Consider the following 17,925-nt stretch of genomic DNA (forward strand, 5'->3'; position numbering starts at 1 on the left):
GGCTACCCTGCCTCCGTTCGTTCCGCCACCCGAAGGATGGCGCTGCGCGAGCGCGGATTGCCGCTCACCTCGGCGTCGGACGGCTTGATGCGCTCCAGGGCGCGCAGCTTCATCACCTTCGGCGCGGCGAAGGGCGCGCGGCGGTCGTAGACCTCCTTCGAGTGCTTGGCGATGAACTGCTTGACGATGCGGTCTTCGAGCGAATGGAAGCTGATCACCGCGAGCCGGCCGCCGGGCGCGAGCACCGACAGGCTGGCGTCTAGCGCTTGTTGCAGCTCCTCAAGCTCGGCGTTGATGAAAATCCGAAAAGCCTGAAATGTGCGCGTTGCAGGGTTCTGGCCCTGCTCGCGGGTTTTGACCGTGCCAGCCACGAGCTCGGCCAGTTCGGCGGTGGTTGAAATTGCGCCCCGTTCTTGTCTGCGAGCAACAATCGCCTTTGCAATCTGAACAGCAAACCGTTCTTCGCCATAGTCACGGATCACCTCTGCAATCTGCTGGGTTTCGGCCGTCGCCAGCCACTCGGCCACGCTCTCGCCGCGCGTGGTGTCCATGCGCATGTCGAGCGGACCGTCGAATCGAAAACTGAAGCCGCGCACCGGGTTGTCGATCTGCGGCGAACTCACGCCCAGGTCCATCAGCAAGCCATTGACGCTGGCGTCGGGCAGCTCGCCCAGCGAGCGGAATCCCTGGTGGCGGATAGAAAAACGCGCATCCGAGATGCGCGCTGCTTCGGCCACTGCTTCTGCATCCTTGTCGAATGCGATGAGCCTGCCTTCCGGCGCCAGCCGCGCCAGGACGGCGCGCGCATGCCCGCCGCGGCCGAAGGTGGCGTCCACGTACGTGCCCACGGCAGCCGTGCTGCCGGAAAGAAGGGCTTCCACCGCCTCGTTCAACAAGACGGTCGTGTGGGTCAGGGGGGTGTTCATGGCGCCGTTCAGAACGAGAAGTCCTGAAACACGTCTGGCATCTCGCCCTGGGTGGCCTCGGCCTCCTTGGCCTCGTAGGTGGCCTTGTCCCACAGCTCGAAGTGATTGCCCATGCCCAGCAGCAGCGTGTCGCGGCTGATGCCGGTGGCGGCGCGCAGTTCGGGCGACACAAGCACGCGGCCGGTGCCGTCCATCTCGACGTCCATCGCGTTGCCGAGAAAGACGCGCTTCCACCACTGCGCCGACATCGGCAGCGCAGCAATGCGTTCGCGGAATTTTTCCCATTCGGGACGGGGGAACACCATCAGGCATCCGTGCGGATGCTTGGTGATCGTGAGCTGGCCGCCTGCCGTGGCGCTCAGGACGTCGCGATGCCGGGTCGGCACGGAGAGCCGCCCCTTGGCATCCAGACTGAGCGATGAAGCGCCTTGAAACACGACCACGAAACCCCTGTGGTGGGAGGTGCCGCGACACCCGAAAGGGGCGTTGCCCGCACTTTTTCCCACTTAACTGCACTTTTTTCCACTGTAGCAGGAAACACTTGCGACACAACGGCCCGCCGGGGGTATTTTTTGTAATGGAATCAACGACTTAGCGCCGATTTCCAAACCTGGAAATCGGCGAATTTCGTTGAAAATGAAGTACTTAGCTCACGCAGTGAAAGTGATGCGTGAAGGACGACCCCGTTACAGGGGCCGAGGGAGGCGGCTTCAGAGGATGAAGCGCGAAAGGTCTTCGTCGTGACTTAGTGCCGCAAGGCGCTCGTCGACATAAGCGGCATCGATGCGGACCGTCTGGCCTTCGATGCGGGTGGCGTCGAAGCTTACCTCATCGAGCAGGCGCTCCATCACGGTCGAGAGGCGACGCGCGCCGATGTTCTCCGTGCGCTCGTTCACCTCGAAGGCAATGGCCGCCAGGCGCGTGATGCCGTCGGGCGTGAAGTCGAGCGTCACGCCTTCGGTGGCCAGCAGCGCCTGGTACTGCTTCACGAGCGAAGCGCGGGTCTGCGTGAGGATGCTCTCGAAGTCCGCCACCGAGAGCGATTGCAGCTCGACGCGGATCGGGAAGCGCCCCTGCAGCTCGGGAATCAGGTCGCTCGGCTTGCTCAGGTGGAACGCGCCACTCGCGATGAACAGCATGTGGTCAGTGCGCACCACGCCGTACTTCGTGGACACGGCCGTGCCCTCCACCAGTGGCAGCAAGTCGCGCTGCACGCCCTGGCGCGAGACGTCGGAGCCCTGCGCCTCGCTGCGCGTGGCCACCTTGTCGATCTCGTCGATGAACACGATGCCGTTCTGCTCGGCGTTGGCAATCGCCTGGGCGCGGATCTCGTCCTCGTTGACCAGCTTGGCGGCCTCTTCGTCGATCAGGAGGCGCATCGCCTCGGCGATCTTGAGCTTGCGCGTCTTGCGCTTGCCGCCGCCCATCTGGCCGAACATGCCGCGCAGTTGCTCGGTCATTTCCTCCATGCCGGCGGGACCCATGATCTCCAGCGGCGCGCGGGTCTCGGCGAGATCGAGCTCGATCTCCTTGTCGTCGAGCTGGTGCTCGCGCAGCTTCTTGCGGAAGGCCTGACGCGTGGGGTTGGGGCTGTCGAGTGCGGGCGTGGCGCCATCGGCGCCGCGCGCCGGGGGCAGCAGTGCGTCGAGGATGCGCTCCTCGGCCGCGTCTTCCGCACGGGCGCGCACCTTCACGCTTTCGGATTCGCGCGTCTGCTTGACGGCGATCTCGGCGAGGTCGCGAATGATCGAATCGACATCCTTGCCCACGTAGCCCACCTCGGTGAACTTGGTGGCTTCGACCTTGATGAAGGGCGCATCGGCCAGGCGGGCCAGGCGACGGGCGATCTCGGTCTTGCCGACGCCCGTCGGGCCGATCATGAGGATGTTCTTCGGCGTGATCTCGTGACGCAGCTTCTCGTCGACCTTCTGGCGGCGCCAGCGGTTGCGCAGTGCGATGGCGACGGCGCGCTTGGCGGCAGGCTGGCCGACGATGTGGTTGTCGAGCTCGGAGACGATTTCCTGGGGGGTCATGGACATGGTCAGAGCGCTTCCACCGTGTGGTTCATGTTCGTGTAAATGCAGATTTCTCCGGCGATCGTCAGCGATTTGCGCACGATCTGCTCGGCCGACAGCTCGGTGTTCTCGATCAGCGCCTTGGCGGCCGACTGGGCATAGGCGCCGCCTGAACCGATGGCGATCACGCCGTCTTCAGGCTCCAACACGTCGCCATTACCGGTGATGATGAGCGAGGTCGTGGCGTCGGCCACGGCCAGCATGGCTTCGAGCTTGCGCAGCACGCGGTCGGTGCGCCAGTCCTTGGTGAGTTCGACCGCCGCGCGGGTCAGATGGCCCTGGTGCTTCTCGAGCTTGGCCTCGAAGCGCTCGAAGAGCGTGAAGGCATCGGCCGTGGCGCCGGCGAAGCCCGCCAGGACCTTGCCGTGATAGAGCCGCCGCACCTTGCGCGCCGTACCCTTGATGACGATGTTGCCGAGTGTGACCTGCCCGTCCCCCCCGATGGCGACCTGGTCGCCCTGGGGAGTCTTGCGGCGCACGCTCACGATGGTGGTGCCGTGAAACTGTTCCATCGCAGCCATCTGGGGATGGGCCCGGGCAATGCAACCCCTGCGGTCGGACAAGCTGGTGGCGGAAAACACCGCGGCGCAGGGGCCCTGGACGCCCCTGTTCCGGTGTCAGTTCTTGCGAACAGCGACCGTGGCGTGGTCGGTGATGCCGATCAGCCCGAACAGCGCAGCGATGAGCCGATGCGCGTCGACGAACTGCACCCGCTCGCCATTCGCATCGCGGTCGCGCACCCAGCTCAACAGCGTGCCCGCAGCCGTGAGGTCCATGCGCAGCAGGGCCGCGCACGAGATGACCGGCGCGGTCGTGTGGCGCAGGTCGTGGTCCAAGCGCTGCCAGCACGACAGCGAATCGCCGCGCAGGTCGCCCGCCAGCGCGGCAAAGCCGCTGTCGGTGGACGGAAAGCTCTCGGAATCGCCCCCGACCGACAGCAGCGACCAGACCGAACTCGGCCGGCTCGCCGGCGGCGCGGCCAGCGAGGTGCACTCGCCCTTCGGGTCCTGCCACGACGGCGGCGACACCTCGTAGGTGATGCAGTAGTTGAGCGCCACCAGCTCGAAGTCGTCGGGCAGGTGCATCAGGCGCAGCGCCGCGAGGCGCAGCTGCCACCAGGCGTCGTCGGGATGGCGCTCGTTGTTGGGTGTGGCCGCAGCCAGCACGGCCATCAGTTGCGAGGCGCCGAAGAAGCGCAGCTGCACCGGCGAATCGGACCAGTGCGTGAACAGGATGCGCAGTGGCGCGGCGGCGGACGGATCGATCTCGGTGAGCGCGCGCCAGTCCAGCGTCCAGACCATGCCGGCCTGCGAGAGCGCGCGCGTGAGCGCCATCAGCCCCTCGCGCGTGAGATGCGCCGGGCTGGCCCAGTCGGCAGCGCCTGTGGTGTCGGAGGCCGCCTCGGCGTCCTCGCTGGCGGTCACGGCCTTCACGCTGCGGGCGAGTTCGTCGAGCGAGACCCAGTCGGGGCCCATGCGCTTCATGCGCTGCGCATAACGCATGCGGGCGGCCGCGAACTTGGCGGCGTCGCCCGTGGCGCGGTACAGATCGAACAGTGCGCGCCAGCGGGCATCGTCGCGCTCCAGCGTGGCGGCTGCGGCGCCGTCTTCGGTGGCGGGCGCGGCCTCGGCGGCCAGCGCCTGCAGCAGGATGGCTTCGGCGCCGGTGTCGTCGCCGTGCGCAAAGCGGATCACCGCTTCTTCGAGCGCGCCGTCATGTGCGAGCCGGGACGGCTGCGGCGCGGAAGCCGCAGTTGAAGCAGCAGCCACCGGCGCCGCGGCCACAGGCGCGGAAGCGGCGGGTGCGCCCGGGTCAGCCGGCAACTGGCCGCCCCCGCTGTCGACCGGCGGCAGCGTTTCAGCCCCCGCGTCGGGCGGCGGATTGACCAGCGTCTGGCCGTTCGGCCCGCGGCCCTTCCACCACTGCTGCGACATCTGCTCCTCGATCTCGTCGATCTTCTTGAGCGTGAGTGCGCGGCCTTCGGTCTTTTCGGAGGTGCTGTTGAGGTTGAACGACGAGGGCGTGACCGTCGCCTCGAAGGCATGGGCCGCCGCCTCGCGTTGGCGCAGCTTGCGCAGCATGTCGAACTCGCGGCGGCGCACGAAGTCGTTGCGCTGGCGTCGCTCGATCATTTCCTTCAGCATCTCGCGGCTGTAGGTCTGCTCGGGCAGCGACGAGTCGGAGGACGGGGTGTCCAGCTCCGACCAGTCTTTCAGGGGATTTCGAACGAACTTGGCCACCTTCGAAAAAAGGCGGCCTGACTCTTCCTTTGGCATTCGGAGAAGGTTATCGAAAGCGCGGGTTTCGTTCTACCTTGCCGCCGTTCAATCCCCGAACATCTTCTGCTTGAGCTCGCGGCGCTGCTGCGCTTCGAGCGAAAGCGTGGCGGTCGGGCGGGCCAGCAGGCGGCCGACGCCGATGGGCTCGCCGGTCTCGTCGCAGTAGCCGTAGTCGCCGGCGTCGATGCGCTGGATCGACTGCTCGATCTTCTTGAGCAGCTTGCGTTCGCGGTCGCGCGTGCGCAGTTCGAGCGCGTGCTCTTCCTCGATGGTGGCGCGGTCGGCCGGATCGGGCACGACCACGGTGTCTTCACGCAGGTGCTCGGTGGTCTCGCCGGCGTTCTCGAGGATGCCGCGCTTGAGTTCTTCGAGCTTCAGGCGGAAGAACGCCATCTGCTTGTCGTTCATGTACTCGTCGTCGGGCATCGCGATGACTTCGGCGTCGCTCAGCTCGGCGGGCGTCTTGGTCTTCCAGTTGTTGGCGAGCTTCGGGTCTTTCTTGACGGCCAGCGGCGGCGGCGGCACCAGCGCGTTGGAAGGTGCCTGCGAGAAGCTGGACTTGGCGGCGGTCGAGGCCACGGATTGGGGCATCGAAGGCACGGTAAGTTGCGACAGCCGGGACACGCGGCCACCACGCGCGGCGGGAGCGGGCGTAGCGGGGATCGAGGGTGTCGCCGGGGCGGAAGAAGTGGCGGCAGCCGTTTTTTTCATGGGGGTCGAGGGAACAGAAGGGGTGGCCGCAGGACGGCCGACCGGGTGGGATGACGAGGGCGCCGCGCCCGCGGTCTTGGTTGCGGGCTTGGCGGACTTCTTGGCAGCAGCGGTCCCGGTCTTGGCCGGGGTTGCCGCGGGCTTCTTGGCAGCACTTTTCTCTTTCGCGGCAGGGGCAGCAGCAGCGGTGGCGGAAACCTTCTTCGTCGCGGGTACAGCCTTCACAGCCGGCGCCTTCTTTGCGGCGGACTTGGTGGCTGGCGTGGCCTTGGCGGCGGGTTTCTTCACGGTGACTGGCTCCTTGTACGAACTGGAACGCGCTTTCACTGGGTGTCTCCTCCCAAGGGAACCGTTGCGGCTGTCAGGCCGCGCGGCTCCACGTTGTCGGGGGCGTCCGCAAGTGGTGAACCCCGGGGTTATACCCCCGAAAGCCCGCCAAAAACCCTCGGCGCCCCGTGCCGTAAGTCATATCTCGCCCCTGTGGACGAAGCATGGCTCCCGGAACAGGCGCGCGATTGTATAGAGAACTCGAAACGCAAGGCCATCGGGTCCCGCACGGCCCCGCTCCGTTAGCATCGCGCGGCGCCGCCACAGGGGGTGGCGCAGGCACGCCGCGCGCCCGGGAGGCGCCGCGCCGGCCCTTCAAAACAACCGATCGGAAAGAAATCTTGAGCAAGAAAACAGCATTGGGAGTCCTGGCCGCGGCCATCGTCGTCGCCTACGGCGGCAGCACCTGGTGGGCGGGCACGCAAGTCAAGTCGAGCTATGACGTCGCCTTCGGCGAACTGCCGAAGCAGACCGCGCTGGTGCGCGTGATCGAGCGCAACTACGACCGCAGCTTCCTCGGCGCGGTGAGCACCGTGACGCTCGAGCTGGGCTGCCCGGCCGAGGCCGAGACTGCCCCCGCCGCCACCGCTCCCGCCGCCAACCCGGCCACCAACGCGGCGGCCGCCACGACGGACACCGCCGAAGCCGCGACCGAAGGCGAGGAAGAGCCCAGCGAAGACGACGGCGACGCCGCCACGCCCCCGCCCAAGCCCGTGCGCATCACCATCCGCGACACCATCCACCACGGCCCGTTCGCCGGCGGCACGCTGACCGCGGCGGTCATCGACAGCGAGCTGGTGCTCGACGCCAAGGCCCAGGCGGAAGCCGAGAAGCTGTTCGGCAAGGCCAAGCCGCTGACCGCGCACACCAAGGTCGGCTTCGGCGGCGGCTTCACCACCGACCTCACGGTGGCGCCCGCCAAGCTGGCCGAAGAAGGCAAGGGCGAGTTCGCCTGGCAAGGCGCGCAGGCCCGCCTGGACATGGACGCCGCCCGCACCCGCCTGCGCTACGACATGACGATGCCGGGCCTGGACGTCAACACCGCCGCCAAGGGCGTGCAGATGAAGATGGGCAAGTTCACGGCCAAGGCCGACATGGACGGCAGCGCCGGCTGGATGCTGGCCACGGGCAAGACCGAAGGCCGGCTCGACAGCTTCGAGTTCAACGCACCCAAGGGCCTGGCCGCCGGCGCCCAGGCCGAGGAAGGCGCGCCCCCCGCCAAGGCGATCAAGGTGCTGCTGCAGAACATCGACCTGATCGGCGAAGCCACCATCAAGGACGGCCTGTACGCCTCCGAAGGCACCTTCAAGGGCAAGGGCAAGATCAACGAGACCGCCATCGACAAGTTCGAGCTCGCCAGCAGCGCGCGCCGCATCCAGGTGGCCGGCTACAAGAAGCTGGCCGACGCGTGGCTGCAATCCACCGCCGGCGCCGGTTGCGGTCAGCGCAGCAAGGCCCAGAAGGACGCGATGCAGGCGCTGATCGAGCAGCTCGCGCCCGACCTCAAGGCCATGGCCAAGCACAGCCCCGAAGCCGGCATCGACCGGATGCTGGTCGAGGTCGGCGGCCAGAGCGCCGAGATCAGCTACTCGGTCGCCCTCGCCGGCGTGACCGACGAAGACCTGCAACTGCCCGGCAACTCGCTGGTGCTCAAGCGCGGCGTGCTCAAGGCCAACGCGCGGGTGCCGGTGAAGTGGATCGAGAAGCTGGCCGAAACCGGCGCCGGCAGCGGCCAGACGCCGCCGCCCGAAATGGTCGCGGGCCTGATCGAACAGGCCGAGCAGAACGGCTACGTGAAGCGCGCAGGCGACGACGTGGTCAGCCAGGTCGAGTTCAGCGAAGGCCAGCTCAAGCTCATCGGCAAGCCGGTGGGGTCGCCGCTCGGCAAGTAGCCGCCTCCCGCCCATGAAAAACGGCGCTGACCGCGAGGCCAGCGCCGTTTTTTCATTCGGGTCAGGCGAGCGTGCTCAGACCAGGCACTGCTCCAGGCCCTGCTCCAGGATTTCGCGCGGCAGCTCGATGCCGATGAACACCATGCGGCTCTGGCGGGCCTCGTCCTTGCCCCACTCGGGGCCCAGGTCGCTGCCCATCAGCTGGTGCACGCCCTGGAAGATCACCTTGCGCTCGGTGCCCTTCATGTTCAGCACGCCCTTGTAGCGCAGCATGCGCGGGCCGTAGATGTTCACGATGGCGCCCAGGAAGTCCTCGAGCTTGGCCGGATCGAAGGCACGGTCGGCCTTGTAGACGAAGCTCTTCACGTCGTCGTCCGTGTGGTGATGGTGGCCGTGACCGTCGTGCTTGTGCGACGGATGATCGCAGTGCTCGCCATGCGCGTGGTCATGATCGTGATGGTCATGGTCGTCTTCCTTCAGGAAGTCGGGGTCGATGTCCAGCTTGGCGTTCAGGTTGAAGCCGCGCAGGTCGAAGATGTCCTTCAGCGGCACGTCGCCGAAGTGCGCCTTCTGCTGCGGCGCGCGCGGGTTCATGTGCTTCAGGCGATGGATGAGCGCCTCGGTCTCTTCGGCCGACACCAGCTCGCTCTTGCTGATGAAGATCTGGTCGGCAAAGCCCACCTGGCGGCGCGCTTCCTGGCGATCGTTGAGCTGCTGCGGCGCGTGCTTGGCATCGACCAGCGTCAGGATCGAGTCGAGCAGATAGCTCTCGGCGATCTCGTCGTCCATGAAGAAGGTCTGGGCCACGGGGCCGGGGTCGGCCAGGCCGGTGGTCTCGATCACCACGCGGTCGAAATCGAGCAGGCCCTGGCGCTTCTTGGCGGCCAGCAGCTGCAGCGCCTCGCGCAGGTCTTCGCGGATGGTGCAGCAGACGCAGCCGTTGCTCATCTGCACGATCTGCTCCTTCGACTCGGTCACGAGGATATCGCTGTCGATGTTCTCTTCACCGAACTCGTTCTCGATGACCGCGATCTTCTGGCCATGGGCCTCGGTCAGGATGCGCTTGAGCAGCGTGGTTTTGCCCGAGCCGAGAAAGCCGGTCAGGATGGTCGCGGGGATGAGGGCCATGGGAAAGGTGCTCCGGATGCGGAAAACGGAAAATGGGTCGAAAAGACGTGCCGGGCAGTTTAGCCAATGCCACTGAGTTGCGTTGCCGGCGGGGTCAAGCCGCCCCGCCATCCCTCGTGTCTACAGGGGTTTTCGCACCACCACCAGGCCCTTGAGGTACTCCCCCTCGGGGAATTCGATGGTCATCGGATGGTCGGGTGCCGCGCCCAGGCGTTCGGCGATGTAGCCATCCACGCCGGCGTCGAGCCCCGCCGAGGCCACGATCTTGTGGAACAGGTCGGCGCTGATGCCGCCCGAGCATGAGAAGGTCAGCAGCACGCCGCCCGGCTCCAGCAGCTTGAGCGCCAGGCGGTTGATGTCCTTGTAGGCGCGCGCGGCGCGTTCGGCGTGGGCCACCGTGGGCGCGAACTTCGGCGGGTCGAGCACGATGGCGTCGAAGGTGCGGCCCTGGTCGATGAATTCGCGCAGCACGGTGTTCACGTTGGCATCGAGAAACTCCGCCTGGATGCCCTGCCCTTCGAAGCCGTTCAGCGCGAGGTGCTCGCGCGCGCGCTCCAGCGCCGGCAGCGACGAGTCGACCGACACCAGCGACGCGCCGTCGAGCACCCCGGCCGCCTTCAGCCCCGACGCCGCCGCGACCGTGAAGCCGCCCGTGTAGCAGAAGCAGTTCAGCACGCGGCGAAAGCGCCGGTGCTGCGCCAGCTCGGCAAAGCGCTGGCGGCTGTCGCGCTGGTCGAGGTAGAAGCCGGTCTTGTGGCCCGTGGCGATGTCGAGCGACAGCTTCCAGCCGTGCTCGCGGATGATGATCTCGGTGGGGCCGTCGCCGCGCAGCCAGCCCGTGACGGGCTTCAGGCCCTCGCGTTCGCGGCCGCTGGCGTCGGAGCGTTCATAGAGCTTCGTCAGGCCCGTGGCCTTGAGCAGCGCATCGGCCAGCACGTCCTTCCAGCGCTCCACGCCGGCCGACAGGAACTGCGCCACCAGCGTGTCGCCGTAGCGGTCGACGATCAGCCCCGGCAGGCCGTCGGCCTCGCCATGCACCAGCCGCACGCCGTCGCTCTGCAGCTCGAACAGGCCGCGCGCATTCACCGCGCGCGTGCAGACCGTGGAAAAAAAAGCAGCGTCGATGCGCTGCTTCTCTTCAAAGCTCCAGGCCCGTGCCCGGATCTTGGAGGTGGGGCCGAAGGCCGCCCACGCGAGGAAGTGGCCGTCGTGCGACTCCACGCGCACCGTTTCCCCTGAGTCCGCGCCGCCGCGCGCAATGGCGGATTCGAAGACCCAGGGATGACGGCGTTGGAGCGAGCGCTCCTTGCCCGGCTTGAGGCGAAGGGTTTTCATGAATGAATGAAAGAAGAAATAAAAAACGAAAAGAAAAGAAGCCGGTAGCTAGCGCTGTGCCAAGCGGCGCTACTTGCCGTCCTTGTCCGGCCGGGCCTTGGCGCGCGGATGCGCCGCATCGTAGACCTTGGCCAGGTGCTGGAAATCCAGCCGCGTGTAGACCTGCGTGGTCGCGATGTTGGCATGGCCCAGCAGCTCCTGCACCGCGCGCAGGTCGCTGCTCGACTGCAGCACGTGGCTCGCGAACGAGTGGCGCAGCATGTGCGGATGCACCGGCGCCGCCAGGCCCGCCTTCAGGCTGCGCTCGCGCAGCAGCTTCCACACGGCCTGCGACGACATGCGCGCGCCGCGCGCGCTGACGAACAGCGCCGGCTCCTGGCGCTCGCCGCGCACCGCGAGCCAGTCGCGCAGCGCCTCGGCGGCCTTGCTGCCCACGGGCACGCTGCGCCGCTTGCTGCCCTTGCCGAGCACGTGGGCTTCCATGGCGTCGAGGTCGATCCAGCCGCGCGCCGTGGCGCTCGCCTGCGCGTCGAGCCCCGTGAGCTCGCTCACGCGCAGGCCGCAGCCGTAGAGCATTTCGACGATGGCGCCGTCGCGCGATTCGGTCCAGGGGTCGGCCTCGGGGTCGTACAGCTCGGCCAGGCGCACCGCGTCGTCCACGCCCAGCGCCTTCGGCAGCGGCCGGCCCGCCTTGGGCGCGTGCACGTCCTGCACCGGGTTGAAGCCGATCAGCCCTTCATGGCCGAGCCAGCGGTAGAAGCTGCGCCAGCACGACAGCACCAGCGCAATGCCGCGCGGCTCGCGCCCGGCGCTGTGCAGTTGCGCCATCCAACGGCGGATGTGGGCCGTCTGCACGCGGTCCAGCGGCAGGTTGGCCTCGGCCGCATGGTCGCTCAGCGCGCGCAGGTGGAAGGCATACAGCTCGACCGTGCGCGGCGCGAGCCGACGCTCCACGCGCACGTGTTCGAGGTATTTGTCGATCCATTCCATATGTCGTCGTGCTCCGTGCGGCGCGCGAGCCCGTTAGCTGGAACTAGAACAGATAGCCCAGCGATGCATTGTTCACGATGGCCGCCGGCTCGCGCAACGCGCCCTTGAACAGCATGCCCCAGCGGCGCCAGCACGAGGTGGGCGCGGCGGCGTACTGCACGTCGAAGGCCTGGTCGAAGCCGCTGGCGCGCACCAGCCGCTCGATGCGCCACAGGTGGTAGGGCTCCGACACGATGATCACGCTGCGCACGCCGTGGGCTTCCAGCACCGTGCGCGACAGCGACAGGTTGGCGCGCGTGGACGACGACACCGACTCCAGCACCATCGGCCCCGTGTAGCCCTCGGACGTGGCGTGGTCGCGCATCACCTCGGCTTCGATGCGGCCGTCTTCGACATCGACGCCGCCCGAGAACACCAGCGTCTGCGCGCGTCCGGCGCGCGCCAGCACGATGCCCTGGTCGACCCGGCCCGTAAGGCAGGGGTTCGGCTTGCCGTCGAGGTAGGCGCGATTGCCCAGCACCAGCGCCACGTCGGCCGCGCGCGGCAGCGGGCTGGCCAGTGCGGCTTCGGCACGCTGCCAGATCACGCCCGCGATGGCGGCATAGGTCAGCACGCCGGCCAGCAAGACCGCGCACACGCCGGTCAGCCAGGGTCGGCGGCGCCAGCCCCGGGCCGCACGGTTCGCGCGGCTCAAGGGCGCAGCCGCGAGAGCGCGCCCGACGACAGCTCGGCGATGCGCTCGAGGAAGTCGGTGCCCATTTCCGAATTGAAGCGCTGCGCGTCCGGCGACGCCAGCACCAGCAGGCCGAAGGCCGGCGATTCGGCGTCCGGGCGCAGCGGAATCAGCGCGATCGACGCAGCGCCCTGCGGCTCGGGCAGCCAGTTGGCCGCCTCGAAGCCCGAGTTGAGGCCGCAGTAGGGCGAAGTGAGCGAGGTGGCCAGTGCCTTCACGTCGTCGCTCACCCACTGGGCATAGGCTTCGTTCAGGTACTCGGTGCCGCAGTCCCACACCTTGATGGCCGTCTGCGGCACCAGGAACAGCGACTGCAGGTCGACCGCGATGCGGTAGGGCAGGCTGCGCGGGTCGCGCGTGGTCAGCAGGCCCTTGGTCCAGCGCTGCAGGCGGTCGGCGATGACGACGTTTTCGGTGCCGTGGCGCACCATGTCCATCAGGCGGTGCTCCAGCGCCTTGATCTTCTCGCGCAGCATCTCGGCCTGGCGCTCCTGCAGGCTCACGGCGCGATTGCCGTGCGGGCTGGTGAGCTGCACCTGCGCCAGCAGCTGGGCGTGGCGCTCGAAGAAGTCGGGCGTGTTCGCCAGGTAGTTCGCGATGTCGTCTTCGGTGATCGGGTTCATGGCGTCGTTGTTGTTCGTGAAAGTGTTCATGGCAGTTCGGGCACCTCGATGTCGCCTTCGAAGACCGTCACCGCCGGTCCCGTCATCAGCACGGGCTGGCCTTCGCCCTGCCACTCGATGGTGAGCGTGCCGCCGCGCGTCTGCACGTCGACCCGGCGCTCCAGCAGCCCCAGGCGGATGCCCGCGACCACCGCCGCGCAGGCGCCCGTGCCGCAGGCCAGCGTTTCGCCGGCGCCGCGCTCGAACACGCGCAGCTTGATGTTCGACCGGTCGAGCACCTGCATGAAGCCCGCGTTCACGCGCTGCGGAAAGCGCGGGTGGTGTTCGATCTGCGGGCCCTGCTCGGCCACCGGCGCCGTGTCGACGTTGTCGACCACCTGCACCGCGTGCGGGTTGCCCATGGACAGCACCGCTACCGAAACGATAGCACTTCCCGCCCGCGTGCCCAGCGCCAGGTGCCAGGTCTGCCACGCGCCTTCGTGCTGCGGGTCAAGCCCGGCCGTGTCGAAGGGCACGCGCGCCGGCTCGAAGACCGGGGCGCCCATGTCGACCGTCACGCGGCCGTCGTCGCCCATGCGCGGCTCGATGACGCCGGCCAGCGTCTGCACGCGCACGTCCTTCTTGTCGGTCAGGCCGTGCTCGCTGACGAAGCGCATGAAGCAGCGCGCCCCGTTGCCGCACTGCTCCACCTCGCCGCCGTCGGCGTTGTGGATCACGTACTGGAAATCGATGCCTTCGGCGGGCGACGGGCGCACCGTGAGGATCTGGTCGGCGCCGACGCCGAAATGGCGGTCGGCCAGGAAGCGGTATTGCGCGGCGCTCAGGCCGAGCGTGCCGCGCGTTTCGTCCAGCACGACGAAATCGTTGCCGGCTCCCTGCATCTTGGTAAAGCGGATTCGCATCGCAGGATTATCGCCACGGGCATCGCCCCTGGCGACCGAGGGCCCAAGCCCCCGCCGCTACACCCCGCTGCTAGAGCGCCAGGAAGTGGTGCACCTCCGGCTTGCCGGGCCCGATGTGAAAGCGCAGCGCCTCGCTCTGCAGGTCGGCATCGGCCTGCGACACGCGGTGGTGCTGGCGCAGGTGCTCGGCCCACGATTCCACGAGGAACCACTCCATCACGCGCTCGGCATCGGCCGTGTGCTCGTGCACGCCCCAGGCGTAGGCGCCGTCGCGGCGGCGCTCCAGCGACAGCCGCTTCATCGCCGCCAGGAACGCCGGGCGGTCTTCCTTGCGGATGCGGTACTCGACCTGGATCATCACGGGCCCGCGGTCGTGCGCCACCGGTTCGGCCAGCAGCGGTTCGGGCCAGTGGTTCGAGGCCTGCAGGTCGGCCTCGCCGGCGGGCAGCCGCACGCGGTGGAACACCAGCCCCATCACCACCAGCCCCACGGCGCCCGCCACCAGCGTGGCCGGCACGCCGATCTGCTGCGCGACCAGGCCCCAGCCCAGGCTGCCGGCGGCCATCGCGCCGTTGAACACCGTGAGGTACACGGCCAGCCCGCGCCCGCGCACCCAGTTCGGCAGGATCGACTGCGCCACCCCGTTGAGCGTGGTCAGCGCAATGATCCAGCCCAGCCCCAGCACGCCCAGCATCGGCACCGCCAGCCATTGCGGTGGCGCGAACACCAGGGCGCCCATCACCGCGGCCGTGAGCAGCGAGGCCAGCAGCAGCATGCCGTCGGCATCGAGCCGCGCGCGCAGCCGCGGCATCACCAGCGCGCCGCCGATGGCGCCCGCGCCCACGGCGCCGAGCAGGATGCCGTAGAAGCCCGCGCTGCCGCCGAGCATCTCGCGCGCCACCAGCGGCAGCAATGCCCACACCGAACTGGCGAACAGGAAGAACACCGCCGCGCGCAGCAGCACCACATGCAGCTCCTTGCTGGCCCGCGTGTAGCGGATGCCCGCGCGGAAGGCGCCGAAGAAGTTCTCCGACAGGCCACTGTCCACCGCCGCCGGGCGCCTCCACCACAGCAGCGCGGCAATCACGAACACATAGCTCAGCACGTCCAGCCCGTAGGTCGCGGCCGCGCCGAAGCTCGCGAGGATCAACCCGCCCGCCGCCGGCCCGATGGAACGCGCGATGTTGATGCCCAGCGAGTTCAGCGCCACCGCGCCCTTCAGCTCGCTGCGCGGCACCAGCTCCGGCACGATCGACTGCCAGGTCGGCCCCATCAGCGCCGCGCCGATGCCGCCCACGAAAGTCAGCGCAATCAGGTACTCGACCGTGAGCGTGCCCGTGTGCGACAGCACCAGCAGCGTGCCGCTCACCGCGGCCAGCAGCACCTGCACGAAGATCAGGAAGCGCCGGCGGTCGAGGATGTCCGACAGCACCCCCGCCGGAATCGCCAGCAGGAAGATCGGCAGCGTCGCCGCCGTCTGGATCAGCGCCACCGCCGTGGGGCTGGCCGACAGGTCGGTCACCAGCCACGAGCTGGCCACGTCGCGCATGAAGCTGCCGATGTTGCCGAGCACGGTGGCGGCCCACAGCACGGCGAAGACCGGCTGGCGCAGCGGCGCGAAGGCGCCGGCGGATTTCTGGGGCTCAGTCATCGTGGCGCTCCTTGAGGTCGAGCCAGGCGACCAGCACGAAGCCGCCGACCAGGCCCAGGTGTTCGAAGAAGGAGTTGGCGGCCATGAAGCGCTCCTGCCCCAGCGGCATCTCCCAGAAACGCAGCGCGACGAAGGTCGCCATCAGCGTGAAGCCACCGAGCGCCAGCGCGCCGAGCCAGCGCCAGAAACCGGTGAGGATGAGCGCCGCGGCGCCCAGCTCCAGCACGATCACCGCGACGGCCAGCGGGCCGGCCGGCGACAGGCCGAAGTGGTTCATCTCCGCAATGGCGGCGTTGAAGTCCATCGCCTTGTTCAGGCCGCCCTGCAGGTAGGCCGCGCACAGCAGCAGCAAGGCGATCCAGCGCACCGCAGGTGAAAGGGTCCAGTGCATGGCCTTCATCACACCGCCCAGCAGGCGCAGCCGAGCGCACCCCAGAAGCTCTTCAGGTCGGAGATGGGCAGCTTGCTGCTCCAGGCCGTCGCGTGGCTGTGGCCGTGCACGTTGCAGTCGTTGGCGCAGGCGCACGACATCGCGGCGTTGCGCATGGCCTTCTGCAGCGGCGCGCCCTCCTGCTTGTCGGCCCAACCGGCATAGCCGCCGAAGGTGCGCGCGGGCGACCAGTCGGGCATGGCCGGCGGCAGGCCGCCTTCGTCGTGCGCGGCGAACGCACCGGCGCCGTAGACCACCTTGCCGCCCACCATCGTCAGCAGCGCCGTGGTGTCGGCGATATCCGATTCGGGGCAGGCGAAGAAGTCGCGGTCGGGCACCACCAGGTCGGCGAGCTGGCCGGCCTGGATGCGGCCCTTCTTGCCCTCCTCGTTCGAGAACCAGGTGACGTTCTCGGTCCACATGCGCAGCGCCTGTTCGCGGTCGAGCAGGTTGCGCTGCGGCGTGATCTGCAGGCCGCCCACCGTCTTGCCCGTGACCAGCCACGACAGCGACACCCACGGGTTGTACGAGGCGACGCGCGTCGCGTCGGTGCCAGCCGAGACCTTCAGGCCGCGCTCCAGCATGCGCTTGACCGGCGGCGTCGCCTCGGCCGCGCCGGCGCCGTAGCGCTCAACGAAATACTCGCCCTGGTAGGCCATGCGGTGCTGCACCGCCACGCCGCCGCCCAGCGCGGCGATGCGGTCCATCGACTTTTCGGAGATGGTTTCGGCATGGTCGAAAAACCAGTTCAGGCCGGCCAGCGGCGTGTCCTTGTTCACCTTCTCGAACACGTCGAGCGAGCGGCTGATCGTCTCGTCGTAGGTTGCATGCATGCGCCACGGCCAGCGGTTCTGCGCCAGGATGCGCACCACACCTTCCAGGTCGCCTTCCATCTCGGGGCCCATCTCGGGGCGCGGCTGGCGGAAGTCTTCGAAGTCGGCCGCCGAGAACACCAGCATCTCGCCCGCGCCGTTGTGACGGAAGTAGTCATCGCCCTGCTTGTAGGCCGAGTTGGCGGTCCAGTTCAGGAAGTCTTCCTTCTCGGCCTTGGGCTTCTGCGTGAAGAGGTTGTAGGCCAGGCGGATCGTGAGCTGCCCGTCGTCGTGCAGCTTCTGGATCACTTCATAGTCGTCGGGGTAGTTCTGGTTGCCGCCGCCCGCGTCGATGGCGCCGGTCACGCCCAGGCGGTTCAGCTCGCGCATGAAGTGGCGCGTGGAGTTGAGCTGGTAGTCGAACGGCAGCTTCGGCCCCTTGGCCAGCGTGGCGTAGAGGATGGCCGCATTCGGCTTGGCCAGCAGCAGGCCCGTGGGGTTGCCGGCGCTGTCGCGCACGATCTCGCCGCCGGGCGGCGCGGGCGTGTCCTTGGTGTAGCCGACGGCGCGCAGCGCGGCGCCGTTGAGCAGCGCGCGGTCGTACAGGTGCAGGATGAACACGGGCGTGTCGGGCGCCACCGCGTTCAGCTCGGCCAGCGTCGGCAGGCGCTTCTCGACGAACTGGTGCTCGGTGAAACCGCCCACCACGCGCACCCACTGCGGCGCGGGCGTGATCGCCACCTGGCGCCGGAGCATGCCCATCGCGTCGGCCAGGCTCTTCACGCCGTCCCAGCGCAGCTCCATGTTGTAGTTCAGCCCGCCGCGAATGATGTGCAGGTGGTTGTCGATGAGCCCCGGCAGCACGCGCCTGCCCTGCAGGTCGATCACGCGGGTGTGGCTGCCGGCCAGCGGCAGCACGTCTTCGGCGCGGCCCACGCGGGTGAAGCGGCCATCCTTGATCGCCACCGCGTCGGCCGTGGGGTTGGCACGGTCCAGCGTGGTGAAGCGGCCGTTGCGCAGGATGAGGTCGGGAGTGAGGTTCTGGGCCATGGTCGATCCGGGTGCGAGGGAGGTGGCGGCGAAGGCGCCGAGGGCGCCGATGAAGTGGCGG

At 68.3% G+C, this 17,925-nt stretch carries 16 protein-coding genes; 1 reads left to right on the forward strand and 15 read right to left on the reverse strand.

Going from position 1 to position 17,925, the window contains the following annotated elements:
- Positions 1-2: 2 nt before the first annotated feature.
- The 6 genes from rsmH to dksA all read right to left on the reverse strand — a co-directional run bounded on the left by rsmH (position 3) and on the right by dksA (position 6,279).
- A complete protein-coding gene (rsmH, locus tag D3H34_RS10720; RefSeq protein WP_119553444.1) occupies positions 3-926 on the reverse strand; it encodes a 16S rRNA (cytosine(1402)-N(4))-methyltransferase RsmH in 924 nt (307 codons plus the stop codon).
- Between the two features lie 8 nt (positions 927-934).
- A complete protein-coding gene (mraZ, locus tag D3H34_RS10725; protein WP_119553552.1) occupies positions 935-1,363 on the reverse strand; it encodes a division/cell wall cluster transcriptional repressor MraZ in 429 nt (142 codons plus the stop codon).
- A 273-nt stretch (positions 1,364-1,636) separates the two neighbouring features.
- Entirely contained in the window at positions 1,637-2,965 is a 1,329-nt protein-coding gene (gene hslU, locus D3H34_RS10730) for an ATP-dependent protease ATPase subunit HslU (RefSeq protein ID WP_119553445.1), read from the reverse strand.
- 2 nt (positions 2,966-2,967) lie between these two features.
- Positions 2,968-3,513 carry an ATP-dependent protease subunit HslV gene (gene hslV / locus D3H34_RS10735; protein WP_119553446.1) on the reverse strand — a complete coding sequence of 182 codons (546 nt, stop codon included), beginning with the start codon at positions 3,511-3,513 and terminating at the stop codon, positions 2,968-2,970.
- A 105-nt stretch (positions 3,514-3,618) separates the two neighbouring features.
- The gene (locus D3H34_RS10740) at positions 3,619-5,241 is read right to left on the reverse strand and encodes an STAS domain-containing protein (protein ID WP_286185616.1); all 1,623 of its coding nucleotides are present in this window, start codon (positions 5,239-5,241) and stop codon (positions 3,619-3,621) included.
- A gap of 84 nt (positions 5,242-5,325) precedes the next feature.
- Positions 5,326-6,279, reverse strand: a complete 954-nt coding sequence (gene dksA / locus D3H34_RS10745; RefSeq protein WP_286185617.1) for an RNA polymerase-binding protein DksA — start codon at positions 6,277-6,279, stop codon at positions 5,326-5,328.
- A gap of 380 nt (positions 6,280-6,659) precedes the next feature.
- On the opposite strand from dksA, the gene D3H34_RS10750 reads away from it, so the two are divergent.
- A complete protein-coding gene (locus D3H34_RS10750; RefSeq protein ID WP_286185618.1) occupies positions 6,660-8,210 on the forward strand; it encodes a YdgA family protein in 1,551 nt (516 codons plus the stop codon).
- Positions 8,211-8,285: 75 nt separating this feature from the next.
- Here D3H34_RS10750 and D3H34_RS10755 read toward each other — a convergent pair whose 3' ends face one another.
- The 9 genes from D3H34_RS10755 to D3H34_RS10795 all read right to left on the reverse strand — a co-directional run bounded on the left by D3H34_RS10755 (position 8,286) and on the right by D3H34_RS10795 (position 17,864).
- Positions 8,286-9,338 (reverse strand): CobW family GTP-binding protein, encoded by a 1,053-nt coding sequence (locus tag D3H34_RS10755; protein WP_119553450.1) that lies wholly within the window; start codon positions 9,336-9,338, stop codon positions 8,286-8,288.
- 120 nt (positions 9,339-9,458) lie between these two features.
- Positions 9,459-10,673 carry a class I SAM-dependent rRNA methyltransferase gene (locus D3H34_RS10760; protein WP_119553451.1) on the reverse strand — a complete coding sequence of 405 codons (1,215 nt, stop codon included), beginning with the start codon at positions 10,671-10,673 and terminating at the stop codon, positions 9,459-9,461.
- Between the two features lie 69 nt (positions 10,674-10,742).
- Positions 10,743-11,663 (reverse strand): tyrosine recombinase XerC, encoded by a 921-nt coding sequence (locus D3H34_RS10765; protein ID WP_119553452.1) that lies wholly within the window; start codon positions 11,661-11,663, stop codon positions 10,743-10,745.
- Positions 11,664-11,706: 43 nt separating this feature from the next.
- The gene (locus tag D3H34_RS10770) at positions 11,707-12,357 is read right to left on the reverse strand and encodes a YdcF family protein (protein ID WP_286185619.1); all 651 of its coding nucleotides are present in this window, start codon (positions 12,355-12,357) and stop codon (positions 11,707-11,709) included.
- Positions 12,354-13,049, reverse strand: coding sequence for a DUF484 family protein (locus tag D3H34_RS10775; protein ID WP_119553453.1), 696 nt, complete (start codon positions 13,047-13,049; stop codon positions 12,354-12,356). The genes D3H34_RS10770 and D3H34_RS10775 overlap by 4 nt, the downstream gene beginning before the upstream one ends.
- Positions 13,046-13,921 carry a diaminopimelate epimerase gene (gene dapF, locus D3H34_RS10780; RefSeq protein ID WP_119553454.1) on the reverse strand — a complete coding sequence of 292 codons (876 nt, stop codon included), beginning with the start codon at positions 13,919-13,921 and terminating at the stop codon, positions 13,046-13,048. The genes D3H34_RS10775 and dapF overlap by 4 nt, the downstream gene beginning before the upstream one ends.
- A 70-nt stretch (positions 13,922-13,991) precedes the next feature.
- The gene (locus D3H34_RS10785; RefSeq protein WP_119553455.1) at positions 13,992-15,572 is read right to left on the reverse strand and encodes an MFS transporter; all 1,581 of its coding nucleotides are present in this window, start codon (positions 15,570-15,572) and stop codon (positions 13,992-13,994) included.
- The gene (locus D3H34_RS10790; RefSeq protein ID WP_119553555.1) at positions 15,565-15,963 is read right to left on the reverse strand and encodes a DoxX family protein; all 399 of its coding nucleotides are present in this window, start codon (positions 15,961-15,963) and stop codon (positions 15,565-15,567) included. Before D3H34_RS10790 ends, D3H34_RS10785 begins: the two co-directional genes overlap by 8 nt.
- 8 nt (positions 15,964-15,971) lie before the next feature.
- On the reverse strand, positions 15,972-17,864 hold the full coding sequence (locus D3H34_RS10795; RefSeq protein WP_119553554.1) for an amidohydrolase: 1,893 nt from the start codon (positions 17,862-17,864) through the stop codon (positions 15,972-15,974).
- Positions 17,865-17,925 lie beyond the last annotated feature (61 nt).

The organism is Acidovorax cavernicola (genome assembly GCF_003581445.1).